20 protein-coding genes and 1 tRNA gene are annotated in these 26,986 nt (G+C 40.9%); 17 read left to right on the top strand and 4 right to left on the bottom strand.

The genetic code is table 11. From position 1 onward, the window contains the following. Positions 1-737 precede the first annotated feature (737 nt). The 8 genes from F0475_RS11475 (at position 738) to F0475_RS11440 (ending at position 8,366) form a co-directional block, all read left to right on the top strand. Positions 738-1,976: a hypothetical protein gene (locus tag F0475_RS11475; RefSeq protein ID WP_234423007.1), complete on the top strand. Its 1,239-nt coding sequence runs from the start codon at positions 738-740 to the stop codon at positions 1,974-1,976. A 192-nt stretch (positions 1,977-2,168) separates the two neighbouring features. Then, complete coding sequence (locus tag F0475_RS11470) at positions 2,169-3,335, top strand: sensor histidine kinase (protein WP_155716735.1); 1,167 nt, start codon at positions 2,169-2,171, stop codon at positions 3,333-3,335. A gap of 169 nt (positions 3,336-3,504) precedes the next feature. Beyond that, on the top strand, positions 3,505-4,026 hold the full coding sequence (locus F0475_RS11465; RefSeq protein ID WP_009434456.1) for a YceD family protein: 522 nt from the start codon (positions 3,505-3,507) through the stop codon (positions 4,024-4,026). Between the two features lie 22 nt (positions 4,027-4,048). Continuing rightward, positions 4,049-4,234 carry a 50S ribosomal protein L32 gene (gene rpmF, locus F0475_RS11460; protein WP_004382259.1) on the top strand — a complete coding sequence of 62 codons (186 nt, stop codon included), beginning with the start codon at positions 4,049-4,051 and terminating at the stop codon, positions 4,232-4,234. Positions 4,235-4,236: 2 nt separating this feature from the next. Next, positions 4,237-5,256 (top strand): beta-ketoacyl-ACP synthase III, encoded by a 1,020-nt coding sequence (locus tag F0475_RS11455; RefSeq protein WP_155716734.1) that lies wholly within the window; start codon positions 4,237-4,239, stop codon positions 5,254-5,256. A gap of 186 nt (positions 5,257-5,442) precedes the next feature. Then, the gene (gene era / locus F0475_RS11450; protein WP_155716733.1) at positions 5,443-6,324 is read left to right on the top strand and encodes a GTPase Era; all 882 of its coding nucleotides are present in this window, start codon (positions 5,443-5,445) and stop codon (positions 6,322-6,324) included. Positions 6,325-6,628: 304 nt separating this feature from the next. Then, a complete protein-coding gene (der, locus tag F0475_RS11445; protein WP_009434470.1) occupies positions 6,629-7,942 on the top strand; it encodes a ribosome biogenesis GTPase Der in 1,314 nt (437 codons plus the stop codon). A gap of 13 nt (positions 7,943-7,955) precedes the next feature. After that, positions 7,956-8,366, top strand: coding sequence for a hypothetical protein (locus tag F0475_RS11440; RefSeq protein WP_155716732.1), 411 nt, complete (start codon positions 7,956-7,958; stop codon positions 8,364-8,366). 675 nt (positions 8,367-9,041) lie between these two features. Here the strand turns inward: F0475_RS11440 and F0475_RS11435 are convergent. Together F0475_RS11435 and F0475_RS11430 are read right to left on the bottom strand one after the other, a co-directional pair. Then, positions 9,042-9,806, bottom strand: coding sequence for an ABC transporter ATP-binding protein (locus tag F0475_RS11435; protein ID WP_009434461.1), 765 nt, complete (start codon positions 9,804-9,806; stop codon positions 9,042-9,044). A 181-nt stretch (positions 9,807-9,987) separates the two neighbouring features. Continuing rightward, positions 9,988-10,734, bottom strand: coding sequence for an MlaE family ABC transporter permease (locus F0475_RS11430; protein ID WP_004381600.1), 747 nt, complete (start codon positions 10,732-10,734; stop codon positions 9,988-9,990). Between the two features lie 385 nt (positions 10,735-11,119). On the opposite strand from F0475_RS11430, the gene F0475_RS11425 reads away from it, so the two are divergent. The 4 genes from F0475_RS11425 to F0475_RS11950 all read left to right on the top strand — a co-directional run bounded on the left by F0475_RS11425 (position 11,120) and on the right by F0475_RS11950 (position 14,037). Beyond that, positions 11,120-12,460 carry a hypothetical protein gene (locus F0475_RS11425; RefSeq protein ID WP_155716731.1) on the top strand — a complete coding sequence of 447 codons (1,341 nt, stop codon included), beginning with the start codon at positions 11,120-11,122 and terminating at the stop codon, positions 12,458-12,460. A gap of 148 nt (positions 12,461-12,608) precedes the next feature. Next, positions 12,609-13,436 (top strand): LPS export ABC transporter ATP-binding protein, encoded by an 828-nt coding sequence (lptB, locus tag F0475_RS11420; RefSeq protein ID WP_009434464.1) that lies wholly within the window; start codon positions 12,609-12,611, stop codon positions 13,434-13,436. Between the two features lie 132 nt (positions 13,437-13,568). Then, positions 13,569-13,657: transfer RNA gene (locus F0475_RS11415), tRNA-Ser, on the top strand. A 251-nt stretch (positions 13,658-13,908) separates the two neighbouring features. Then, on the top strand, positions 13,909-14,037 hold the full coding sequence (locus F0475_RS11950) for a hypothetical protein (protein ID WP_262885105.1): 129 nt from the start codon (positions 13,909-13,911) through the stop codon (positions 14,035-14,037). A 135-nt stretch (positions 14,038-14,172) separates the two neighbouring features. Here the strand turns inward: F0475_RS11950 and F0475_RS11410 are convergent, their stop codons facing one another. Next, complete coding sequence (locus F0475_RS11410; protein ID WP_155716730.1) at positions 14,173-15,807, bottom strand: RagB/SusD family nutrient uptake outer membrane protein; 1,635 nt, start codon at positions 15,805-15,807, stop codon at positions 14,173-14,175. 12 nt (positions 15,808-15,819) lie between these two features. Beyond that, positions 15,820-18,783 carry a SusC/RagA family TonB-linked outer membrane protein gene (locus F0475_RS11405; RefSeq protein WP_155716737.1) on the bottom strand — a complete coding sequence of 988 codons (2,964 nt, stop codon included), beginning with the start codon at positions 18,781-18,783 and terminating at the stop codon, positions 15,820-15,822. 488 nt (positions 18,784-19,271) lie between these two features. Here F0475_RS11405 and tig point away from each other — a divergent pair, with 488 nt between their 5' ends. The 5 genes from tig (at position 19,272) to guaB (ending at position 26,928) form a co-directional block, all read left to right on the top strand. Next, positions 19,272-20,636 carry a trigger factor gene (tig, locus tag F0475_RS11400; RefSeq protein WP_155716729.1) on the top strand — a complete coding sequence of 455 codons (1,365 nt, stop codon included), beginning with the start codon at positions 19,272-19,274 and terminating at the stop codon, positions 20,634-20,636. A gap of 175 nt (positions 20,637-20,811) precedes the next feature. Beyond that, entirely contained in the window at positions 20,812-21,525 is a 714-nt protein-coding gene (gene clpP, locus F0475_RS11395) for an ATP-dependent Clp endopeptidase proteolytic subunit ClpP (RefSeq protein ID WP_155716728.1), read from the top strand. 11 nt (positions 21,526-21,536) lie between these two features. Next, the gene (gene clpX, locus F0475_RS11390) at positions 21,537-22,775 is read left to right on the top strand and encodes an ATP-dependent Clp protease ATP-binding subunit ClpX (RefSeq protein WP_155716727.1); all 1,239 of its coding nucleotides are present in this window, start codon (positions 21,537-21,539) and stop codon (positions 22,773-22,775) included. A gap of 102 nt (positions 22,776-22,877) precedes the next feature. Further along, the gene (gene recQ / locus F0475_RS11385; RefSeq protein WP_155716726.1) at positions 22,878-25,061 is read left to right on the top strand and encodes a DNA helicase RecQ; all 2,184 of its coding nucleotides are present in this window, start codon (positions 22,878-22,880) and stop codon (positions 25,059-25,061) included. Positions 25,062-25,443: 382 nt separating this feature from the next. Continuing rightward, entirely contained in the window at positions 25,444-26,928 is a 1,485-nt protein-coding gene (gene guaB / locus F0475_RS11380) for an IMP dehydrogenase (protein ID WP_155716725.1), read from the top strand. Positions 26,929-26,986 lie beyond the last annotated feature (58 nt).

Below are 26,986 nucleotides of genomic sequence, written 5' to 3'. Positions count from 1 at the left end.
CTGATGGAGAGTAATTGCAGAAATACTACAAATGAGCCTCAATATTGTTTTAGTGATTTCTACCAATCGTATCTCCGTTTTCGATAAATCGTACCTCCGTTTTTTATAAAACATACCTCCGTTTTTAATAAAACGTACCTCCGTTTTTAGTGAAACGTACCTCCGTTTTCGATAAATCGTACCTCCGTTTTTAGTGAAACGATAGTACTTTTTGTTTAAAACGATAGTACCTTTTATCTAGTTATAGGCTACAGGCGTATGATTCGTAGGGTATGAATTATATTTCTGTTCTCCGCCTAGTATAATTCGGCAATGTTACTAATGTGGATTTTTCTCTGATAATCTTGTACTCATAGAGCTTTATGATAGGAAAAAAGTATAAGTATTTCTATGACATACTGATTTCTGTTTGTAATTAAATTGGGAAGAATTTGCGACATTTTTTTTGAGTGCCTTGTAGATTGTAAAAGGTGGAAATATTAGTTTCCTAGAGAGCTTAGAATTGAATTGTATATATGTTATAGCCTTTATTTATAAATTTTATTTGTGGAAGGACTTTAGACGTAAGATGGTTCGTGCGTTTTATGAAAAAGAAGTAAGTAAACATTTGTAAGATTTCTAGTTAATCCTTACATTTGTATCAAAAGTTGTTCTATAGTCAGAAGTGGTATCTTTAGATGGAAAACCTAGTGTTGGATTTAGTTATGGAGTTTAAAGCAATGAAATGGAGATCGAGTATGTCTTTAATTTTATTACTTGCTGCAATGTTGTTTAGTAGTGGTATACCTAAGCAGGAGGTAATGGTTAGGAAAACTACCCCAAAGTCCCTAATAGTATCGAAAGATATACTTCAAATGTATGACAAGCAAATTAGGTCTTATTATTTGGATTTGAAGGAAGTGTCAGATGGTGGGATTCTCTCTTTTCCGAATAAAGCTCAAGTTGAATATACTGATGTTGCTGTTGAATTGCTGAACGCTGCACTTCGCCAGAGAGGCTTCTGCCCAGTTGATGATGAGTCAGCGCGAAATGCGATCTTAAAGTATTTCAATATTGATGTAACCCAGAGTAATTCTTCTTTAGGAAAGTTGCAGTTTAGAAAGTTTATCTTTAAGGGTGGTAACTATGCAGAGCGTATGTTACAAGCTAAGAGTATGCAATGTGACTTCTTTGATCAGCCTAATTACTTTTGGAAGTGCCTTATTTATATTCCAAAGTATAACTATCTTATGAGTGTGTCTCCTGTCATTGAAGATGCAGTCCGTATCGAAGGGGTGACAGATGAAGGCTCTGATAAGTTATATAAAGCGAAAGTGAGGCATGGGAAATTAGTTCTTAATCTCGTAGAAGATAAGTATTTCTATGAGAATGAGTTTATCTTTCACGATAATAAGATAGCTTTTCAATGGTTAAAGAAACATGATGTAGAGTTTCTCACGAACTTATTTTATAATTATGGATACGATAAGAATGAGGATATTAACAGACTTGTAATGAATGAAATGTTATCGAAATACAAAGAGGAAAAGGAAGTCTATATGTTTGAAAATACCTTTGCTTGTAAGAATACGAAACATTCATCTGTTGGGATTCGAGAAGGATTGTTGAAAACTATCCTCAACCAACCTGTTAATGATGTACGTTATTTTGTGTGGGGAAATCTTCTTCAGTCATATTTATCCCAATTCGTGTTGATGACTGAAGACGAACAACCTGAGTGGGTGAGTGCTTTCACGAAGCAAGAACGATTTCAAATAGTAGCTTATATTAGTTATTATCTTTATCAGTTAGGCGCTAAAGGCAGACAAAATTGGACATCGGTATTGGGTCATGAGCTTTATTATGAAGGCGCTTTTAGGGCTTATCTTGAGGAGAATAATTACTTAAATCTTCCAGACTATAAGAAGTTATGTGAGAGAGTTTATCATGAGTATGAAACAATGGTAAAATCGGGTGATAACTTAGAAGATGAGTAGTTATCTTATAAATCCAGCATATTTAGATATACCCAAGCTCGTTACTTTGAAAAAGATATTGAAAGTGGAGTTTGCTGGTTGGGATTAAATGGAGAGAAGAAAATGATACTCAATGAATCTTATCGTTTCAATTTGATCCTTTTTCATGAGCTTTTGGAAGTAATAATTATGAGATCTTCTCGTTATTAAAGTATGCAATGGACAGATAGGATCAGACAGGTAAAGATATTATTAGTTTTGGCAGCAATTTTTATTGCTGTTGCCTCTTTGCTTATCTCACATTCTTTGATACGTGATTTGGCGCAACAAGAAAGAAGTAAGATGGAGGTTTGGGCTGAAGCTATGAGGACATTGAGTGAAGCCGATGATAGTGCTGACCTGAGTTTAGTATTAAAAGTTTTAGATGAGAATAATACGATACCTGTGGTTGTTCTGGGCAAGGATGGTATGGTCACGGAGTATCGAAATGTGAAAATCAGTGCTAGTAATAAATCTGATAGTGTGAAATATGTAAATAAAGTAGCACAGCAGATGAAGGCCGCGGGGCAAGTTATTCGAATACCATTGGCAAATAATCATAATGATTATATAGAAGTTTGCTATGATGAATCACTCATGTTGAGACGAATAGCTATTTATCCTTATATTCAGTTAGGTGTTGTAATGCTTTTTGTTGTAGTTGCTATCTTTGCGTTATTGACATCTAAAAGAGCTGAACAGAATAAGGTTTGGGTGGGTTTAAGTAAGGAAACAGCCCATCAGTTGGGTACTCCTATATCCTCTTTAATGGCGTGGTTAGCTATTTTGAAGGAATCATATCCTAATGATAAATTACTTCCAGAATTAGATAAGGACGTGCAGAGGTTACAGCTTGTTGCAGATCGCTTTTCTAAGATAGGTTCTATTCCAGAACCTGTCCCAGCTAGTATGAATGAGGTCTTAGACCATGTAGTTGACTATATGGATCGTCGCACTTCTAAGAAAATACAGATGATAGCAGATTTACCTGACGAAGATATTATAATAAAAATGAATGCTTCGTTATTTGAATGGGTCATAGAGAATCTTTGTAAGAATGCTGTGGATGCGATGGGAGGAGAATGTGGACAAATAGTCCTTCATCTTGAACAACTTGATAATAAAGTTGTTGTTGAAATTTCAGATACTGGTAAAGGTATAAAGAAAAAGAATATTAAGAATGTATTCCGTCCAGGTTTTACAACAAAACAGCGCGGTTGGGGACTTGGATTAAGTCTTGCTAAACGTATAGTTGAAGATTATCATCATGGTAAGATCTTTGTGAAAAGCTCGGAGTTAGGGAAAGGAACTACGTTTAGAATTGAATTGAAGAAGGATTAGGAAATCCTCTTTTAATATTTAGACGTGTGACTTCTATAATGCTATTATAGCTAGATATTAGCGATAAAGTGTATATCCTTTCTATGAGGCGTTACTCTTATCTACGTTTACTTTTTTACTTATAATTTGCTTATAATCAGAAAAATATTCGTAACTTTGCAACCTGATTATGGACTTAGAAACCCTTAAAATCGACTTGAAAGGTCTTAATGAAGGTGCTAATCACCTTGAGTTTGACCTTGATGACACTTACTTTAAGGCAGTTGAAGCTCCTGAAGTGAGTCAGGGGAAAGTGCGTGTTTTATTGGATATTATGCGTACAGGAAATGATTTCTTTACCCTGGACTTCCATGAGACAGGCGTGGTAATGGTTCCATGTGATATCTGTCTTGACTTAATGGAGCAGCCCATAGAGACAACACAACGTCTCGAAGTGAAATTAGGAACAGAAAACTCAGAAGAGGAAGACCTTGTAATGGTGGCCGAGGACGAAGGAATACTCGATATTACATGGTACCTCTACGAATTCATAGCTCTCGCAATCCCTATCAGGCATGTGCATGCACCTGGAAAATGCAACCCTGCCATGATACGTACTCTTGAAGAGTACTCTGCCACCCGAAGTGGTCAGGAGGAAGACGACACACCAATGGATCCGCGCTGGGAAGCTCTATTAAAATTGAAAGAATAATATATTAAACGTTTAAAGAATTATGGCACATCCAAAAAGAAGACAGTCAAAGACTCGTACACTCAAGAGAAGAACTCACGATAAGGCAGTAGCTCCTACATTGGCAGTATGCCCTAATTGTGGTGCTTATTATGTTTACCACACAGTTTGCCCTACTTGTGGTTACTATCGTGGTAAAGTTGCTGTCGTAAAGGAAACAGCTGAATAAATATGAGTAAAATCAATGCGATCATAACGGGTGTCGCAGGTTACGTGCCAGACTATGTCCTCAACAATGAGGAATTGTCGCGCATGGTAGATACCAATGATGAGTGGATTACCACACGTACTGGTATTAAGGAGCGCAGAATCCTGACAGAGGAGGGACTTGGTACTTCTTATATGGCTCGAAAGGCTGCTAAGCTTCTGATGAAGAAGACTGGTGCAGATCCAGACAGCATTGATGCTGTTATTGTAGCCACTACGACCCCTGATTATCCTCATCCTTCTACAGCATCAATTGTATTAGGTAAGTTAGGTTTGAAGAATGCTTTCGCATTTGACTTTGCTGCAGCTTGCTGTGGTTTCATGTATGCATTTGATGTAGCCTGCAACATGATTCAAAGCGGTCGCCATAAGCGTATTATCGTTATTGGTGCAGATAAGATGTCGTCAATTACTGATTATCGTGATCGTGCGACATGTCCGCTTTTCGGTGATGGTGCGGGTGCTGTTATGGTTGAAGGTACAGAAGAGGAGGGAATCGGTTTGATAGATTCTTATCATCGCACAGATGGTAAGGGACTTCCTTTCTTGCATGTTAAGGCAGGCGGTTCTGTATGTCCTTCATCTCGTTTTACGGTAGACCATCGTTTGCATTATACCTATCAAGAAGGTCGCACAGTTTTCCGCTATGCTGTAACAGCAATGGGTGATGATTGTGCAGCATTGCTTGAGCGTAATGGTTTGACACAGAATGACGTTGATTACGTTGTTTGTCATCAAGCTAACTTACGAATCATAGAAGCAGTCGCAAAGCGTATTGGCGTTCCAATGGAGAAGGTATTGGTAAATATCCAGCGATATGGTAATACCAGTGCAGCCTGCATGCCTCTCGTTCTTTGGGATTTTGAGTCACAGCTAAAGAAAGGTGATAACATCATCTTTACGGCATTCGGAGCTGGTTTCGTAAATGGTGCTTCTTATTATAAGTGGGCATACGACGGAAATTCAGCAGCGGTTAAGAAATAAGACTCTAAGTTATCATATAATAAAAACGCATCTTTCTTTTCCTATAAGATTGATGCGTTTTTTTTAGGAGTTAATGGGCTTAGGGAGTGAAGAGCGTTAATCCTAATGTACTCTCTACTTTTAAAAGCCTCGCATATTAATGAAATATTTCGCAACTATCCCATAGAAAGGAGGTAGATATCAATTATGCACAAAGCAGGATTCGTAAACATTGTTGGCAACCCGAACGTTGGTAAGAGCACACTAATGAATCAGCTCGTTGGTGAGAAACTTAGTATTGCTACCTTTAAGGCACAGACAACACGTCACCGCATTATGGGAATTGTTAATACGGATGATTCTCAGATTGTGTTCTCTGATACGCCAGGTGTATTGAAGCCAAATTATAAGATGCAGGAGATGATGCTTCAGTTTTCTGAATCAGCCTTAGCTGACGCTGACATCCTACTCTATGTGACAGATGTTGTTGAAGACCCAGAGAAGAATATGGACTTCCTGGAGAAAGTCTCAAAGATGACAATCCCTGTCATTCTGCTTATTAACAAGATCGATGAGAGCGACCAGAAGAAACTTGGCGACCTCGTGGGGCGGTGGCATAAGTTACTCCCGAATGCTGAAATACTCCCTATTTCTGCAAAGAATAAGTTTGGTACAGACATCTTAATGAAGCGTATTCATGAGTTGTTACCAGATAGTCCTGCGTTTTTTGACAAAGACCAATTAACGGACAAGCCAGCCCGATTCTTTGTGTCGGAGATTATCCGTGAGAAGATACTCCGTTACTATGATAAGGAGGTACCTTACTCTGTTGAGGTTGTTGTTGAGCGTTTTAAGGAAGACGATCGACAGATTCATATCAATGCTATCATTTATGTGGAACGTAGCAGTCAGAAGGGTATAATCATCGGTCATCAGGGTATGGCACTGAAGAAAGTCTCAACAGAAGCACGAAAGAGTCTCGAGCGTTTCTTTGATAAGAAAGTATTCCTAGAAACCTTTGTTAAGGTTGATAAGGATTGGCGTAACTCTCAGAAGGAATTGAATAACTTTGGTTATAATCCAGAGTAAAAGCCCCCTCTAACTCCTGTGGAAGGGGGAGAGATGGGGGAATAAGGTTATTGAGCTAATCAGTCTAATAAGGCTAATAGACCCAATTAGGCTAATAGGCTCAATTAGGCTAATAGCCCCCCTTTGACAATAAGAAGACAATCGCCCTGACTGCTTAGTAGGGTACACTCTCACACAATGTGAGGGCTGGGGAATGGTCATCCTCGGCAAATATTCATCGGATGCCTGACCACATCCGGCGCCTTTTCATAATTTATTTATCAGTGTTAGAGCTGAGTTATGAGGAGGGAAAAGACCAATATTAATGGCAAATTTAGTAGCTATTGTGGGACGCCCTAACGTTGGTAAGTCCACTCTTTTTAATCGTTTGACTCAAACTCGTCATGCTATTGTGAGCGACACGGCAGGCACAACACGCGACCGTCAGTATGGTAAGTGTCAGTGGAATGGACGCGAGTTTTCCGTTGTTGATACGGGCGGATGGGTTGTTAAATCGGATGATGTATTTGAGGATGCAATCCGTAAGCAAGTACTCGTTGCTACGGAAGAGGCCGACCTCGTCCTGTTCTTAGTGGATACTGAGACGGGTGTTACTGATTGGGATGAAGATGTTGCAATGATTCTTCGTCGCACGAAACTTCCCGTATTGCTCGTTGCTAATAAGGTGGATAATAGCGGCGAATATTACCAGGCTGCTGAGTTTTACAAGCTCGGTCTAGGTGATCCTATATGTATTAGTGCCGCAACAGGTGGCGGTACAGGCGACTTGCTAGACACACTTCTTGAGAAGTTAAAAGACGCACCAGACGAGACAATCGATCAGGACATCCCACGTTTCGCCGTCGTTGGTCGACCTAATGCAGGCAAGTCAAGTATCATTAATGCCTTCATTGGTGAGGATCGTAACATTGTGACAGAGATAGCAGGAACCACACGTGATAGTATTTATACACGCTATACAAAGTTCGGTTTCGACTTCTATCTTGTAGATACTGCGGGTATCCGTCGTAAGAATAAGGTAACAGAAGACCTAGAGTTCTATAGCGTAATGCGTTCCATCCGAAGCATTGAGAATGCCGATGTATGTATTCTTATGTTGGATGCCACACGTGGTATTGAGTCGCAAGACATGAATATCTTCCAACTGATCCAGCGTAATAATAAGAGTTTGGTTGTTGTGGTCAATAAGTGGGACTTGGTGCCAGATAAGAACCAAAAGGTTATCGACACCTTCGTCAATGCAATCCGTAGTCGTATGGCACCATTCGTTGACTTCCCAATTATCTTCGCATCAGCTCTCACCAAGCAGCGCATCTTTAAGGTGTTAGAGACCGCTAAGGAGGTGTATCAGAATCGTAAGGCTCACATAGGTACAACCAAATTGAATGAGGTCATGTTGCCTATCATTGAGGCTACTCCACCGCAGTCAGTCAAGGGTAAGTATATCAAGATAAAGTATTGTTCACAACTGCCGAACACGCAAATCCCATCCTTTGTCTTCTATGCGAATCTCCCACAATATGTTAAGGAGCAATATCGTCGATTCTTAGAAAATAAGTTACGTGAGAATTGGAACCTACATGGTTGCCCCATAAATGTATTTATTCGTCAAAAGTAATGATAAGTAGTCTATGTCAATGAAGCAGGTTTCATCATGTCTTCTCATTGTCGTAACGTTACTATTAGCAGCTTGCGGCGGGAAGAAACAGGATATTGATCAAGGAAAGCTAGCAGCCAAAGCGGCAAAAGACTATTATGAGCAACTCCTAAAAGGCGATTACGAGGCGTTCCTCAATAATGAGAATCGCACCAATAACCTGCCTGATGGCTACAGAAAGCAGCTATTGCTCAATCTTAAGCAGTTTGTGACTCAGCAAGATAGTCTGCATCATGGTATCGATTCCATATCCTTAGGTGCATCCAACTTCTCTGCTAAGGATAACACAGCTAGCGTATTCCTCCTCTTCCATTATGGTGACAAAACCACAGAACAAGTGGTTGTGCCGATGGTGAAAGAGCGTGGGAAATGGATTCTTAGATAATCGTCTTATTATCTTATAAATGAGGATATACTGGCAAGTATATCCTCTTTTTTATGCTCCTTCATACGGGTGGTGACTCCCTAACACACTTGCCTCATCCTGATTTTACCCTAGATTTCGCACAGCAATATCCACTTTTTGTCTGCGTTAGACGCCTATGTTCTTGCGATCCTATGCTGATTTCGTATTCAATTCATACGTATCTTATTTTATTTGCGTGCGTATCTCGCATTTGTGGAACACGTATGTTTTTATATTATCTAAGTGTGATAAAGTATTATCTAAGTTTGATAATTAATTATCTAAGCGTGATAAAACTTTATCACACTTAGATAATACGATTAGATACGTTCAAAAACAATGCAGAACACGCAGGAAAACAATGCGGAATAGGTTGGGAACTAATGCGGAATGCGTTAGAAAACAATGTGGGATAGGCTTGTAAGCAATAAGAGATACGCTGGCGAATGATGGCGAATAGGCTAGAGACTAGTGTAAAATACGCCAGGAGACAAACGAAAAACAGGGAAAACGAAAGGCAATACGCGCGTATTTCGTTTTCCCTGCTTATCCTTTCGGATGGGTTATTGATGTTATTTCTTCTTTTAGAAGGCTATGCCCGCCAGCGAACTTTGGGTAGGTGCTGCCCTCCTATATAATCCTATGAAGTGCTATTTACTCTGCGGATAGCTCAATGCTCTTCACCTTCTTGAAGAGATCCGATGCGAAGACAAGGTCGTTCAGTTTCTTATTATGTGATGAGATGACAGAATCTTTATCGCCTTGCCACTCCTTCCTACCGTCTGCAATGAATACTATATTCTCGCCAATACCCATCACGGAGTTCATATCATGCGTGTTGATGATGGTCGTCATATTAAACTCTCGAGTGATACTCGTTAATAGTTCGTCTATGACAAGGGAAGTCTTAGGGTCGAGTCCAGAGTTCGGCTCATCACAGAAGAGGTATTTCGGGTTCATAACGATGGCTCTTGCTATGGCAACACGCTTCTGCATACCTCCTGAGATTTCACCCGGAAACTTCTGTTCTGCGCCTGATAGATTCACTCTCTCTAGACATTCTAGTGCCCTTTTGTCGCGTTCAGTAGCCGACATATCCGAGAACATATCTAGTGGGAAGCGTACATTCTCTAGCACGGTGAGCGAGTCAAAGAGCGCAGCACCCTGGAATATCATACCCATCTCACGCCTCATGAGTATCTTCTCCTTCTTTGTCATATTCACAAAGTTGCGTCCGTCATATAAGACTTCGCCCTTTGTGGGTTCTATGAGTCCCGTCAGAGAGCGCATGAGCACGGTCTTTCCCGCACCACTTTGTCCGATGATGAGATTCGTCTTACCATCTTCAAAGACTGTATTAATGTCCTTCAGCACTTCTTTGTCACCGAATGACTTGAATAGATGTTTTACTTCAATCATAGTAGAGGAGCCTCCTCCAGCCCCTCCGAAAGGAGGGGAGTCCCATATACTAAGAGTGGGATGTGGGAGAATTGTTAGTTTTCTTATTCTTAATGATACTATATGAAAAGTTTTCCCTGCCGTTTCTAACTAGCTTTCGTTAGATACTCCCTTCCTTGGAAGGGCTGTGGGAAGTCTTTTTCTAACTCAACATCTGCGTTAGGAACACATCGCTAAAGAGAATCAAAACGCTAGAGCAGACTACGGCATCAGTGGATGCTTTGCCCACTTCGACACTTCCGCCCTTCACGGTGTAGCCCATGTAAGACGATACACTTGAGATAATGAAGGCAAAGAAGAAGCCCTTAATAATACTCATCCACATAAACCACGGATTAAAATCATGCTGCAATCCAGCGGTGAGATCTACTGGTGTGATGATATGTGCGAAGTAGGCTGTGGCATAAGCTCCGATGATACCCGTTGCAGCAGAGAATATTACGAGGAATGGCATGATGGTCATCAAACCGAGAATCTTTGGTAATATCAGATAGCTGGCGGAGTTGATTCCCATAATCTCAAGGGCGTCTATTTGCTGAGTCACACGCATGGTGCCAAGCTCAGAGGCTATATTTGAGCCAACCTTACCCGATAATATCAAACACATGATACTACTCGAGAACTCCAAGAGCATAATCTCGCGCGTTACATAACCAGATACCCAATGAGGCATCCAAGCACTTTGTACGTTGAGTTTTATCTGAATACAAATCACAGCTCCTATAAAGAACGAGATGAGCAACACGATTCCTATAGAATCGACACCTAGTTGTGACATCTCTTTAAGATATCTTTTAAAAAACATCCTCATGCGTTCCGGGCGACTTAATGAGCGTCCCATCAGCATAAGATAATTACCGAATGTATTCAGCCACTTAATGATAAGCATGATTCTCTTATTTAGTTTTGTGGCTACAAAAGTAGGCAAATAATCACAGATATAGGCAGGAAAGACATTATTTAATAATCTTTCTTGTGTGGTTCTTGTGAATTATAGTGCATGAATAAAATGTCTGATGAAAGGCAAGAGGGGAGGGGTGTGCTGACAATAAATGATCTCTATTCAATGTGTTAATGGCTTCGTATATATATAAGAGCAATATTTATTTTCCTTATTAACTATCAGTTTGGCACAATTTTGTTTGCATATTTCAAATAAAATAACGAATATTGCAAAATGATTGCCACATATTCAAAGTGTCATCTATTTGCTTTCTTTATTTATTTAAATAACTCACTAGCGTTCCTTTTACGCTATATTAAAACAAATGTGTATGATGAAACAATTACTTATTTCAGCTTTATTCTTATGCTGTGTGACAATTTCAAGAGCTCAAACTATTCCTAATGAGAAGGTAGTAATCAGTGTGAAGGCTAATACCGCCTCGGTTTCGTTTGCAGTGCGTACGCTTGCTAATGCTCCCGTCGTCTGTGATTTTGGATCAGATGAAGGCGTTAAATCTTTTCCTTCAAATACTGATGGAACCTTCACAAAGGTAGAGTACCAATTCGTAACTCTTTCTACTTCCGAGCGTACCTTTACTATTGCTGCCGACAAACTAATGACTTTACGGATTGTACAGAGGCGTGAAGTAAATGGTGTGGTAGAGGTGAAGTCAAATACTCTTCGTGATTTGAATGTTGATTATGTAGACCTTACTGCGCACGACAAGGTGGATGTCTCTTTATGTCCTAACCTTGAAGTATTGACCTTGAGTGCTAGTGGTGTTGGTGAGATAGTACTTCCTAAGAGTGATAACCTTGTGTCGGTGCAGGCATCTCCAACCCTTCTTGGACAAGGATCATTGCGCCAGTTGAATAATCAAGACGCAAAGAATCTAAAGCAGTTAGGGGTTACGGGGGCGTCTATTAGCAAGCTCGATGTAAGCAATAACCTTAACTTAGAAACCCTTGTATTCGCTAATCCTAAGAAAGTTCTTCGTGAGATTAATGGAGCGAAGGCTCTTCGTAAATTGCAAATGCTTGATGTTCGAGGAAATGCACTGGCTTTTGATCAAATCCCCGACCGCTATATTCAGGATTCACCAATCGAGAACTTCCGATACAGTGGACAGACTGCTTACCTTGTTCCTCAAGATAAAGTAAACGGGTTAACAGTAAACCTTTCTTACCTTCTGTCTGCTCGTGGTATCTCAACAGCAGCCGAACGAACAGAGTTCACATGGATGTATAAACGTAATGAAGCGGCTGCTTATGAGCCTGTTCCTGCTAACAAGTTGACCAATATACTTGGTGTATTTACTTTTGATAAGTCTTTGTCGGAGGATGATATTGTGCGTGTTTATTGCAAGATGTCGAACCCTGGTTTCCCTGGTATCGGTAAGAAGAGCAGCAATACACTTGGGACTTATATGATAAAACTCAAAGCCATCCCTAATGGTATCACTTCTGTTACGGCTTCGGATGCTGCTTTACATGTGATAAAGACCGATGATGGTTGTCGTATAGAGACAGCCACACCACAACAGGTTATGGTTTTTGATGTGAATGGAAAGACTATTTGGACTGGAAGTACACCATCAAATATAGAATTGAAACATGGTGTTTATATTGTTCGTTCAGCGTCTGGTAAGGTTCTGAAACTAGTTAAGTAATACTCGGATGTGACTCTTTGTCTCTTAAAAAACACAAACAACAAGGTGCTATATAGCCTTGTTGTTTGTTGTTTTATTAATATTTTGCTACATTTGCAAACTATAAGGAGAGGCAAGATAACAGCAAACTCGAAAGAAAAGAATAGCTATGTCAGAGACAGATAATATAGTTGTGCGTCCAGAAGAAGAAGGGAGTATCCTGCATACGGACAAGTTGGTAAAGCGGTACGGAAAGCGTACTGTGGCAAATGGTGTGAGTATTAGTGTGCGACAAGGGGAGATTGTCGGGTTGCTCGGACCGAATGGTGCAGGAAAAACAACATCTTTCTATATGACAACAGGACTTGTTGTTCCTAACGAAGGTCATGTTTATATTGACGACCAAGAGATTACTAATTATCCTGTCTATAAGCGTGCGCGTGCGGGTATAGGCTATCTTCCACAGGAAGCAAGTGTCTTTCGCAAGATGAGTGTCGAAGACAACATCATGAGTGTATTAGAGATGACGAAGTTAAATAAGCAGGAACGCATTGATAAAATGGAAAGTCTTATCCGTGAGTTCCGCCTCGAGAAGGTGCGTAAAAACCTTGGTGACCGTCTTTCTGGAGGTGAGCGTCGTCGCTGTGAGATTGCTCGTTGTCTGGCTATTGATCCAAAGTTTATCATGCTGGATGAGCCTTTTGCGGGTGTAGACCCTATCGCTGTTGAGGATATTCAGCATATTGTTTGGCGATTGAAGTTCCGTAATATCGGTATTCTTATCACCGACCACAATGTGCACGAGACGTTGAATATCACCGATCGAGCTTATCTCTTGTTTGAAGGACGCATCCTTTTCAAGGGGACACCAGAAGAGTTAGCCGCCAATAAGATTGTTAAGGAGAAGTATCTGGGTACAGACTTCGTGCTACAAAAGAAGGACTTCCAGCTGTTAGACCAGCGTAAGCGAGCACAGCAAGAGGGTGTTGAGCTATAATAGACAATAGGAGTTGAACATTAGATTAGAGCGTACATCATTGTTTTATTAATTATCAGTTAGAGCGAAATTCACCCTTTGATAATTTGTTGTTTACATCATAAATGCTTACTTTTGCACTGCATTTAGTAAGGAAGTATGGCAGAGTGACCGAATGCGCTGGACTCGAAATCCGGTATACGCCCATAGGTGTATCGGGGGTTTGAATCCCTCTACTTCCGCAAAGCTATTCGGTAAAGAGTAACGTAATCATATCTTATGTGTATCGCAGGATATGGTTACGTTTTCTTTTATTAAAACCTTCTTCTCTCCCTTCTTCCAAATGAATAGAGGATAGAATAGTATTAGTCAAAAACGAAGGGGACGTTTCTTTGATACAAGGAAATGCCCTCTTCGATATGAAGAAACGCCTTTCTCGAATGGAGAGGGGCGTTTCTTGTGAAACAAACTCTAGATTCGATTCGTTAAGACAATGGTAGTACTGAAACCATTGGGTGTATTTACTTATCTCTGTACAAGTCTCTTTGGTCGGTTTGTTATGGTATCTGCCTTGGTAAGCTATACTTTCGAAGCAGATAATCAGGGGGATTACTCTTATTAAGTTATAGTAGTGACAATGTGTTTCACTCATTGCTTTGAGTAGTTATAATCGCTATAATATAGAAAGCCCACCTATCGCAAACTCTTTTGAAGAGTAAGCAATAGGTGAGCAGGATAGGTTTAATAAATGAATAACTTATCGCTTCAAGTTTGGATTTTTCTCAACTTCTGTACCTGGATAAGGCAAGTAGTTCATGTTATCATTCCATGTTCCTGTGACTGGAACACTCTCTGTTGCAACGAACCCAGCGGCTACTGTGAGTGGTGCGTTAGCCTTGCGATACTCGAAGTTATTACGTAGAATGTTCATACGCAACTCATCACTTCGGCGTGTAGCAAGGGCAACCCAGTTACCAGCAACTTCCCATCCATGCTCTTTAAAGGCAGCTTCTGCAAGCTGGTTAGGGGTCATAGCATCAATAGCAACACCATCAACGATTGTTGCCGCAGCCCCATCAACAGCGCGAGCACGCACTTTCTTCAAACATTCCTTAGCCAGTGCGAGGTTGCCACCACTGCGTGCTGCACTCTCTGCATACCATAGTAATACCTCTGGATAGCGTATGAGTTGATGGCGAGTGTCGGTACACATACCCTTGTAAGGCTTCTTGGTGTAGTCGTAAGGTGCTTTAATCTCCTTGCCATTATCGTCTGCATTGATGGTAAAGATGGAGAACATTGGGTGACGCTCTGCCACAATAGGCTTACCGCTACCAGCAAGTGCCCACCAATCAACGAGCGTTCCATCCTTTAAACGTATTTGTGGATCATAGATGGCACGCTTACGTGGACCATCAGGGAAGTCTTTCCAGAACTTAATCTCACCCCATGCATCGCCCCATCCACCGAGACTTTCAAAGAAACAACAGCTTGAGAACTCTGAATCAGTTGACCAATTCTTTGTCGGGGAGAAGTTGATTCCAAGTATAGTCTCCTTGTTGTAGTTGTTACCATACGAATAGACGTTACGCCAATCAGCATCCATAGTAGCGTTATACTTGCCGCTGTTCACACCATCAATAACCTCCTTTGCCTTTTCTGCAGCCTTCGCATAATATTCCTGACCCTTGTTTAGAGGATAACCAGCCATTGACATGTAGACTGCGGATAGTGTTGACTTCACCGCCTGTTGTGTTACATAGACGTCAACACCGAAGAGTTGGGCTGGAGCTGATGTGTAATGTGTTGGCAGATTGACAGCATCAACAGCCTCCAGATCCGATACGATGAGGTCATAGACGCCCTGAACATCAGTTAACTTAGTTGTTCCGTTGTCATCTTCATTGTGTAGATTGATGGGAAGAGGACCGAACACACGCACAAGATAATAGTATGCGTATGCACGCCAGAAACGTGCTTGGGCGATGGCAAGGTCGATGTTCTCTTTAGCAACAGGCGTCTTCTCTGCATTGTCAATGATGTAGTTAGCTGCCTGAATGAGATTATAATGCAGTCTCCAAGCATCCCTTACCCCCTTGTTGTTATCGGACACTTGGAACTTATCTATCTCTGCACAAGCCTGCTTATTAGAGCCTGGATTAGCCGTAATATCGTCACCTTGCCATTGAGGATAGCCTGGATTGGTGTAGTTTTGAGTATGATTCACCTGCTCATAGAGGGCATATAGACTTTCATCAAGGTCGTTTTGTGAAGCGAAGAAATTACCAGGGGTATGCTTACCTTTTGGGTCTTCGTCGAGAATATCACTACATGCTTGTAGCGTAAGGGCTGAAGCAAGGAGCATACAGCCATAGAATATATTTCTTTTCATATCGTTATTTTGTTAGAAGTTAAAGCGAATGTCGAATGTAAAGGTGCGTGGATTAGGATATGTGCCCATATCAATACCATTGTCCATGTCGACGTTGTTGTTAGAAAAAGACATACCTGCAGGGTCAGCACCCTTGTAGCTTGTGATTGTAAAGAGGTTTTGTATGCTCAATGCTAAGCGTATATCAGCAAAGTGAGTGTGCTTGCGAGCAATATTGTATGCTATGCTTATGTTCTCACAACGGAAGTAGTCTGCATTCTCAATCCACTTGCTTGAGTTGCCAAGGTTATTATTTCCTACAGCATTAAGAGCAGGCATTGTTTTACCAATCTCACTGATATAATCGGCTGCAGTAACAAACTTTGAAGCACCTACCATGGAGTTCATTGCGAAACGAACAAGATTCAGTCGTTGTGCTCCAAAGGCACTATTGAAGAAGGCATTGAACTCCCAATTCTTATAGGTAATTGAGTTGTTCCAACCCATTGTGAAGTCTGGATTAGCACAACCGAGTATCTGTCGGTCTGCACTTTGGGGACTTGTAGTGATGCTCCCATCGGCTGCATAATAGCTGTCGAGACCATTTGCGTTTAGACCTGCCCACTTGTAACCATAGAATGTACCGATAGGTTGCCCTTCCTTAATGATAGTTGAAGGTTCAACTGTGCCTGGCGAAGGTGAGCTACCATAGAGAATTGGATCTTGTGATGTCAACTTTACGACTTTATTCTTTAGATAAGAACCATTGATAGTAGATGTCCATGAAAGTTCTGGAGTATCTATGATGCGTGCTGTAAGTGCAATATCAAGACCTTTGTTGGTAATTTCACCAGCATTAACCCAGTATTGTGTACCACCGAGATAATAAGTACGTGACTTCTTTAATAAGGCATCGGTGGTCTTCTTATTGAAGTAGTCAATGCTCAACTCCAACCTGTTATTGAGGAAGCTAACATCTAATCCAATGTCAAACTGTTTCGACTTCTCCCATGTTAGGTCTGGGGTTGCGATGTTTTTAGCCCAGTAGCCTGTGTAAGTCGTTGATGTTCCGAAGTCAAAGTTAGTAGCGGTCATGGTGCCTAAAGTTGCATATACTGGTACTCCTTGGTTACCGATAAGACCATAACTAGCACGGATTTTCATGTTACTAATCCATGTGATTGGTTTCATGAATTTCTCATTACTGATGGTCCAAGCCGCAGCGATAGAAGGGAAATAGCCCCACTTCTTCTTTGAGAAACGTGAACTACCATCGGCACGGAATGTTCCTGTTAGCATGTAACGATTATCGTAATTGTACATTACACGACCTACCCATGAGAGAAGTCCCCACTTGCTGTAATCGTTTGAACCACCTCGGTTAGTTGCATTGTTATAATCCCACCATCCAACGGATTCTGTTTGAAGGTTAGTACCATTGAGTCCCATCATACGAGTGGTACTCTGTGTAGCCTCGAATACACCTGTTGCTGTGAGGTTATGCTTGTCCCATGCGCCTGTATAAGTAAGGTTATTGGTGGTTTGTAAAGTGGCACGTTGATGATCATTGTTGCCCATACTACTCTTAGGAAGTACCCTTGTGGTTGAGAAACTATAGCCTTTGCCATCAAAGTAATCAAATCCGTTGGTACTGGTAAAGGTAAGTCCTGGAAGAATATGGAACTTTAAGTCTGCATGACCAGTGAGTATATCTGTGCGAAATTGACTAGCATTTGCAATCAAAATACCATAAGGATTGGCTTGAATTGAGTTATAAGGATCCTTCATAAAATTGCCTTTCTGGTCATACATCTCCATGGTTGGAGAGTAGTTTTCAGCAATCCATAGTGGATTATATTGCGACATATCAAAACCACCTCCTGTACTCTTTCCATGGCTGTAATCGAGGTCTCCTGTGAATTCAAACCATTTATAAAGGCGAGAGTGAATGTTGAGTTTAGCTTGATAACGTTCAAATTGAGTATTCTCAACGACACCTTTATTCTTTAGGTAGCTGCCACTCATGTAGTATTGTGTGTCGGCATTACCCTTAGATATCGTAAGTTTATAGTTCTGAATAGTTCCTGTGCGGAGAATCTTATCCATCCAATCAATGCCAGGCTTCGTACCATCGAGGTAAGGTTGTAGCTCTGCTTGGTTTGTAATCTTACCTCCATCAAGTAAAGCCTGTGCATATTGCTTTGTGTTCATCACCTTAGGCATGTTGTAAGCGTTGGCAATTCCGAGGCTAGCATCAAACATGATACTCTGTTGACCTTGTTTTCCTTGCTTGGTCTGAACGAGTACAACGCCATTTGAACCACGGCTACCATAGATGGCTGTAGACGATGCATCCTTCAAAACTTGTATGCTTTGGATATCTTCAGTATTGATACCGTCGAGTCCATTCTCACGTACAATACCATCAACAACATATAGTGGGTCGTTGTTACGATGGATAGAACTCGTACCACGCACACGGATCTTTACGCCACCACCAGGTACGCCACTCTGGACAACATTGATACCTGTTACACGTCCTTGGAAGGCTTCACTAACGTTCTTAATAGGTTGATCTCTGAAGGCTTTGTCGTTCATTACTGCTACAGAACCAGCCAAATCGGCTTTGCGAACACTACCATAACCAATGACAACAACCTGATCCATGGTTTGTGTACTTTCTTTTAAGGTAACGTTAAGTGAGCCTCCTCTCCATATAATCTCGTTCTTTTCATAACCAACATAGCTGACAATAATGATTGTACCTGCCTTTACGTTAGATAGAGAAAACTTACCATCAAGATCAGTAATAGTACCATGTGTAGTTCCTTTTGCCATGATTGTTGCTCCGACGATAGGGTCACCATTAGCATCGACAACCTGTCCTGTGCAAGTGTTATTGTCCTGTTGCATGACAGGCAAACTTGTCATAGGTTGCATAGCAGACTTTCCTGCATAGGCAGATCCTGTAGAAATGGCAGCTGCAACTGCAAACATCCCCAGCTTCCTAAATTGCTGTTTCATATTAAGTATTGTGTCTTAGATGAATAATATCGACCTGGTAAACTTGATTTAGGTTTCTTGTTTGTTTAGGTCGGTTAGTATTTATGTCTGTTTAGGTTTATTGTATTATTTGTGACAAATGTAATTCTTTTTGTGAAAAGAATCTTACTTTTATACTAAAATTAACATTTAATAAGAGAAAAGAGAATACTGATTGTTATAAGAACTCTTGCTAATTGGGTTCTTAAAGGATCCCTTCTCTAGAGGAAAAGGGTCGGGATTTGAGTTTTGAAGAGTGCTGATAAGTTCGTTTTTAACCATTACTACCTAGGTTAAAAAAACAAATTTCCCTCTATATATGATAAGGTTGTGCGAAAAATTAAGTATCTTTGCACACCAAATACCCTACGAAGTGCAATACTCTTAGCGTGTATGTAAACATTTGATAAATAATAATTAAACATAAATTCAATAATATCAAGATGAAGATTTCATTTGAAAATCCAGACAAAGTAAATGGTTTGATGACCATTACAGTAGAAGAGTCTGACTACAAGAATGAGGTTGAGAAGACCCTCAAGGATTATCGTAAGCGTGCTAATGTACCAGGTTTCCGCCAGGGGCAAGTACCAATGGGCATGATTAAACGTCAGTATGGTCCACAGGTGAAGATGGATGTTATCAATAAGATCCTAGGCGAGAATCTACAGAAATATATTACTGATAATAAGATTCAGATGTTGGGTCAGCCAATGTCATCAGAGGCTCAAAAGCCTGTAGAGTTGGAGCAACCTGCACCTTATGAGTTTAAGTTTGATATTGCTGTTGCACCAGAGTTTAAGATCGAATTAAATGGTAAGAACAAGATTGACTTCTATGAGATTGAGGTTGATGACAAGTTGATTGATCAGCAAGTTGAGATGTTTCAGAGCCGTGCAGGTCACTATGATAAGGCAGAGACTTTCGATCCAGAACAGCGTGACTTGTTGAAGGGTGATCTTCGTGAGTTGGATGAGAATGGTAATACTCTTGAAGGTGGTATTACTGTAGAGGGTGCTTCTTTGATGCCACAATATATAAAGGTTGAGGATCAGAAGAAGCTCTTTGATGGTGCAAAGGTTGGTGATATTATCACTTTCAATCCTACTGCAGCTTACCCAGATAACGATATCGAGGTGTCTTCTCTATTGAAGATCAAGAAGGAAGAAGTTGCTGAACATAAGGGTAACTTCTCGTATCAGATCACTGAAATCTCACGCTTCGTAAAGGCCGAGAATAATGCTGAGTTATGGAAAAGCGTATATGGTGAAGATACCGAGATAAAGGATGAGGCTGCATTCCGCAAGGCTATCGCTGATGGTTTGAAAGAGCAGTTGAAGGGTGATTCTGACTATAAGTTCGTTCAGGATCTCCGTGCTTATTGTGAGAAGAAAGTGGGCGATCTTACTTTCCCAGATGCTCTCTTGAAGCGCATTATGTTGGCTAACAACCAGGATAAGGGTGAAGAGTTTGTAGAGAAGAACTATGAGCAGAGCGTCAAAGAACTCACATGGCACTTAATCAAGGAACAGCTAGCACAAGCTAATGATATTAAGGTCGATGATAATGATGTACGTGAGAGTGCACGCCAGATGGCACGTGCCCAGTTCGCTCAATATGGTATGACCAATGTGCCAGAGGACTACTTGAATGGTTATGCTGATGAGATGTTAAAGAAGCGCGAGAACATCGATTCTTTCGTAGAAGCAGCATTGGATCGTAAGCTCGCTGCCGCTATTAAGAAGGTAGTGAAGCTAAATACTAAGACTGTAACTCTCGATGAGTTCAACAAACTTGTAAGCGAGTAACAATTTTAAGAAAAATCTTCTTTTATATATAGAGGTTATCGGTTTTTTTCCTTATCTTTGCTTATAGTAAGCGAGAAGATGCCTGTTTTATGGCATACTCTTTGTGAATATGGCAATAATAAGGGAGGTCGATAACCTCTATTTTTGTCACATTATTATATAAGAAAGGATTACAATGAATGATTTTAGGCGATTTGCCACAGGACACCTAGGGATGAATGGTATGGTGCTAGACGATGTTGTTAAGGCACAAGCACAATACTTAAACCCTTATATACTTGAGGAACGTCAGTTGAATGTCACCCAAATGGATGTTTTCTCACGCTTGATGATGGAGCGTATCATCTTTCTTGGTACACAAGTAGATGATTATACAGCTAATACAATACAAGCTCAACTTCTTTACTTGGACTCTGTTGACCCTGGTAAAGACATCTCTATTTATATCAATTCACCAGGTGGAAGTGTGACAGCAGGCTTGGGTATCTATGATACCATGCAATTTATTTCTAGTGATGTCGCAACCCTCTGTACTGGTATGGCTGCATCTATGGCAGCAGTATTATTGGTTGCTGGAAAAGAAGGGAAGCGATCTGCACTAAAGCATAGTCGCGTTATGATTCATCAACCATTGGGTGGGGTACAAGGTCAAGCATCCGACATTGAGATAGAGGCAAAAGAGATTATGAAGTTCAAGAAAGAGCTTTATACCATCATTAGTGACCATTCCCATCAGAGCTTCGAGAAGGTTTGGAATGATAGTGATCGTAACTATTGGATGAACGCAGAAGAGGCTAAAGCATATGGAATGATAGATGATGTTCTTGTTAAGAAGTCTTCCAATAATGCCCTCAATACGTCTGATGACAATACTGAATCAAATAAGTAAAGGAGTAAATAATGCCCCAGAAGAAATGTAGTTTTTGTGGTCGCAGTGAGAAGGAAGTTAAGCTTCTCATCACAGGGTTGGATGGTTACATCTGTGAAGATTGTGCACAGCAGGCTTACAAGATAGTTACACAGGCAGGCGCATTGGCTGATGATGAGAATACTGGTAGTGTTGCTTTTAAGGTAAAGGAGGTTCCTAAGCCCAAAGAAATTAAGCAGTATCTTGACGAATATATCATTGGACAGGATGAAGCTAAACGCTATCTTTCAGTTGCAGTGTATAACCATTACAAGCGACTTCAGCAACCGAAGAATGAAGATGGTGTAGAAATAGAGAAGAGCAACATCATTATGGTGGGTTCAACTGGTACTGGTAAGACCTTATTGGCACGTACTATTGCGAAACTTCTCGATGTTCCTTTCACCATTGTAGATGCAACTGTATTCACTGAAGCAGGTTATGTTGGTGAGGATGTGGAGAGTATTCTCTCACGCTTGTTACAGGTAGCTAACTTCGATGTAGCAGCCGCTGAACGTGGTATAGTATTTATCGATGAGATTGATAAAATTGCCCGTAAGAGTGATAATCCAAGTATTACACGTGACGTAAGTGGTGAGGGTGTTCAGCAAGGATTGCTAAAGTTATTGGAAGGAACGATGGTTAACGTCCCACCAAAGGGTGGTCGTAAGCATCCTGATCAGGACTATATCCATGTGGATACCCGCAATATCTTATTTATTTGTGGTGGTGCTTTTGATGGCATTGAACGTAAGATTGCACAGCGACTCAATACACATGTGATTGGTTATAACTCTGTTCAGAATGTTGCAAAGATAGATAAAAAGGACTTAATGAAGTATGTTTTACCACAAGACTTGAAGTCCTTTGGTCTCATACCAGAGATAATTGGTCGTTTGCCAGTGCTTACCTATCTTAGTCCACTCGATCGAGAAGCTTTGCGCAACATCCTTATTGAACCAAAGAATTCCATTGTTAAGCAGTATATCAAGCTGTTTGAAATGGACGATATAAAGCTCACTTTCACAGAGGCAGCTCTTGATAGTATTGTAGACAAGGCTGTTGAATATAAGTTAGGAGCCCGTGGACTACGTTCAATCGTAGAGTCTGTAATGATGGATGCTATGTTTGAAGTCCCATCAAGAGACGTAAAAGAATTTGAGGTGACGGAACAATATGTTCGTCAACAGCTCGATAAGGCTCATATCCAACAATCGGGTTCAGCCTCATAACATATATGTATAGTCTGCCGATGTCGTGTGTAACGCTGCATCAGCAGACTTTCTTTGTTTCTACCAAAACCATAAACGGATAGGAAATCACCAACTATTAACATGACAAAAGAGCTCAATCTTACCGAAAAACTTAAATATTACTTTGGCTTTGAGAAGTTCAAAGGTGATCAAGAAGCCATTATACGCAATCTTCTTGCAGGACATGATACCTTCGTACTAATGCCTACAGGTGGTGGTAAAAGCCTGTGTTATCAACTTCCATCACTGATAATGGAGGGTACAGCTATTGTTGTTTCGCCTCTTATTGCATTAATGAAAAACCAGGTAGATGTCATCAATGGTATCAGTGAAGAGGATGGTGTGGCGCATTATCTTAACTCTTCTTTAAAGAAGGCTGAGATAGATAAGGTGCGTGCCGATATTGTTTCCGGACGCACAAAGCTACTTTATGTAGCCCCAGAATCCCTCAATAAAGAGGAGAATATGGCATTTCTAAAGTCGGTGAAGATAAGTTTTTATGCGATTGATGAGGCTCATTGTATATCTGAATGGGGACACGATTTCCGTCCAGAATATCGTAAGATACGTTATGCAATAGATACTATTGGAGCTGCACCGGTCATTGCGCTCACTGCAACAGCTACCGATAAGGTGCGAACGGACATCATCCGTAGTCTTGGAATAGAGGATTGTGCCGAGTTTAAAAGCTCTTTTAATCGTCCTAATCTATACTATGAGGTACGTGCAAAGAGGAGTGATGATGATACAAGCAAGCAAATAATTAAGTTCATTAAGCAGCATACTGGTAAAAGCGGAATCATCTATTGTCTTTCACGTAAGAAGGTGGAAGAGTTGGCAGCCATCCTTCAAGCTAATGATATAAAGGCTGCGCCCTATCATGCAGGGCTTGATTCGGAAACGAGATCGAAGACTCAAGACGACTTCCTTATGGAGGAGTTGGATGTTATCGTGGCTACAATAGCATTCGGAATGGGTATTGATAAGCCTGATGTACGCTTCGTTATCCATTACGATATACCGAAGAGTTTGGAGGGATATTACCAAGAAACAGGACGTGCTGGGCGTGATGGTGAGGAAGGGATCTGTATTGTCTTCTATTCAAAGAACGACTTAAAGAAACTCGAGAAGTTTATGGAAGGGAAGCCTGTAGCCGAGCAGGACATTGGTAGGCAGCTGTTACAAGAGACTGAGGCTTATGCTGAATCGTCTGTTTGTAGGCGTAAGATGTTACTTCATTACTTTGGTGAAGAATATCCAAAGGATAATTGTTGTATGTGTGATAACTGTCTGCACCCGAAGAAGAAGATTGAGGCAATGAATCAGCTCTTGATAGTTCTCCAAGCAGTGAAGGCTTTGAAAGAAAACTTCCGACAAGAGTATGTCATTGACTTCGTCAAAGGTAGGGCAACAGATGATCAAAAAGATCATAAGCACAACGAGCTTGAAGACTTCGGTGCCGGCGAAGATGAAGACCCGAAGATATGGAACCCTGTAGTCAGACAAGCACTCTTGGCTGGTTATTTGAAGAAGGATGTCGAGAATTACGGATTACTGAAGTTGACAGCAGCAGGCAAACGCTTCATGAAGTCGCCAACGTCGTTTATGATCGTAATGGATGCCGAATTTAAGGATGAAGAGGACGATGATACACCATTGACGGGCACTGCAGTTCTCGATCCGGAGCTTTTCTCTATGCTAAAGAACCTTCGTAAGAAGATAGCACGTAAGTTAGAAATTCCTCCATACGTCATCTTTCAGGATGTATCCTTAGAGCAGATGGCAATGATGTATCCTATTAATGAAGAGGAACTACAGAACATTCAAGGGGTAGGAGCAGGTAAGGCGAAGCGTTATGGGAAAGAGTTTTGTGAATTGATAAGGCAACATTGCGAAGAAAACCACATCGAACGTCCCGAAGAACTACGTGTGCGAACGGTCGCAAAGAAGTCTATGCAGAAGGTAAAAATCATCCAAAGCATTGACAGACAACTCCCACTTGATGACATTGCATCGGCAGAAGGACTTGATTTTGATGATCTTCTCACTAAGATTGAAGAGATTGTCTATAGTGGAACGAAGCTCAATATCGATTACTTCCTAGAGGATGTTTACGATGATGATACAATCAATGACATCTATGACTACTTCATGGACAGCGAGACAGATAGCCTAGATGTGGCAATGGAAGAACTTGATGGTGATTATAGTGAGGATGTTATCCGGTTGGTACGTATAAAGTTTCTGTCAGAGATGGCAAATTGATTGTATATAAAAAATATAACTTTGACTTAAAGGAAGTGCTTTCTTCGATTTGAAGAAAGGCTTCCTTTGATGTAAAGAGAGGCTTTCTTTGAGGTGAAGAAGGCGTCTCTTTTTTTTCAACCATTTATCCGTTGCTAATGAGGTTGGGGTTCTTTAGTTTGCAACTACTAGTTAGAAGATGTATGAAATGCTCAAATTTTATATACAGAAGAGGGTTAAGACATCTGTTACCCTATCTTTTTTCCGTGTGATATTACTGATATTCTACTATCGTACTAATCTGCCGTTAAATAGCTTTAATTCGATTAGAGAAAATGGAGAAAAAGCCTGTCTATTTGATAATTAATTGCTAAATTTGCATGCAATAAATTTCCAAATCATTATGTCATCATTTGTTGCAGAAAAGATCAAGATGGACGGATTGACTTACGATGACGTCCTTTTAATCCCAGCTTATTCGGAAGTATTACCCAAAGAGGTACAGTTGAAAACCAAGTTTTCACGCCACATTGATCTCAATGTGCCCTTTGTTACAGCGGCAATGGACACCGTTACGGAGAGCTCAATGGCGATTGCCATCGCTCGAGAAGGTGGTATTGGTGTGATCCACAAGAACATGACTATTGAGGATCAAGCACACCAAGTTGCAATCGTGAAGAGGGCTGAAAACGGTATGATTTATGACCCACTGACTATCTTAAAAGGTAGAACTGTGAAGGATGCACTCGCGATGATGGCCGATTACCACATTGGTGGTATCCCCGTTGTAGATGAGGATAACCACTTAGTAGGCATTGTGACCAATCGAGACTTGCGTTTTGAACGCCATTTGGATAAGTTGATTGATGACGTGATGACCAAGGAGAACCTTGTTACTACACATCAACAAACCGACCTTACTGCCGCTGCGCAGATTCTTCAAGAGAATAAGATTGAGAAGTTACCAGTAGTCGATAAGGACAATCATCTTGTAGGTCTAATCACTTATAAGGACATCACAAAGGCTAAAGATAAGCCTATGGCAAGCAAGGATGAGAAGGGTCGTTTGCGTGTCGCAGCGGGTGTTGGCGTTACAGGTGATACCATGGAGCGTGCCGAAGCATTGGTTGCTGCAGGTGTAGACGCTATCGTCATCGATACTGCTCATGGACATTCTGCAGGTGTTATTGGTAAGTTGCATGATGTAAAGGCGGCCTTCCCTAACCTTGATGTTGTAGTGGGTAATATTGCGACGGCAGAGGCAGCTAAGTTCCTTGTTGATAATGGTGCGGATGCTGTGAAAGTAGGTATTGGTCCTGGATCTATCTGTACAACACGTGTTGTAGCAGGTGTGGGTGTACCACAGTTGAGTGCTATCTATGATGTTTATAAAGCGTTGGAAGGAACGGGAGTGCCATTGATAGCTGATGGAGGATTGCGCTATTCTGGTGATGTCGTGAAGGCTTTGGCAGCTGGAGGAAGCAGTGTGATGATTGGTTCTTTGGTTGCAGGAACAGAGGAATCTCCTGGTGACACGATTATATTCAATGGTCGTAAGTTTAAGAGTTATCGTGGTATGGGCTCTTTGGAGGCTATGGAGCAGAAGAATGGTTCACGTGATCGTTACTTCCAGAATGATATTCACGATGCAAAGAAACTAGTGCCAGAAGGAATTGCAGGACGCGTTCCTTATAAGGGAACTGTTCAAGAAGTTATCTATCAACTTGTTGGTGGTCTTCGTTCTGGAATGGGCTATTGTGGTGCTGCATCTATTGAAGATTTACACAATGCGAAGTTTACTCGTATCACCAATGCAGGTGTTATGGAGAGTCATCCACATGATATCACTATTACGAGTGAAGCACCAAACTACTCTCGTCCAGAGTAATTAAATAACTAGGAATCAACCGCCCTCTTCTCTGTAAAAGCAGTGGAGAGGGTATGTG

The organism is Prevotella vespertina (assembly GCF_009728485.1).
In the GTDB taxonomy this organism is placed as follows: domain Bacteria; phylum Bacteroidota; class Bacteroidia; order Bacteroidales; family Bacteroidaceae; genus Prevotella; species Prevotella vespertina.
Note: the sequence above shows the minus strand (reverse complement) of the source record. Positions and strands in the feature narration are given on the sequence as shown.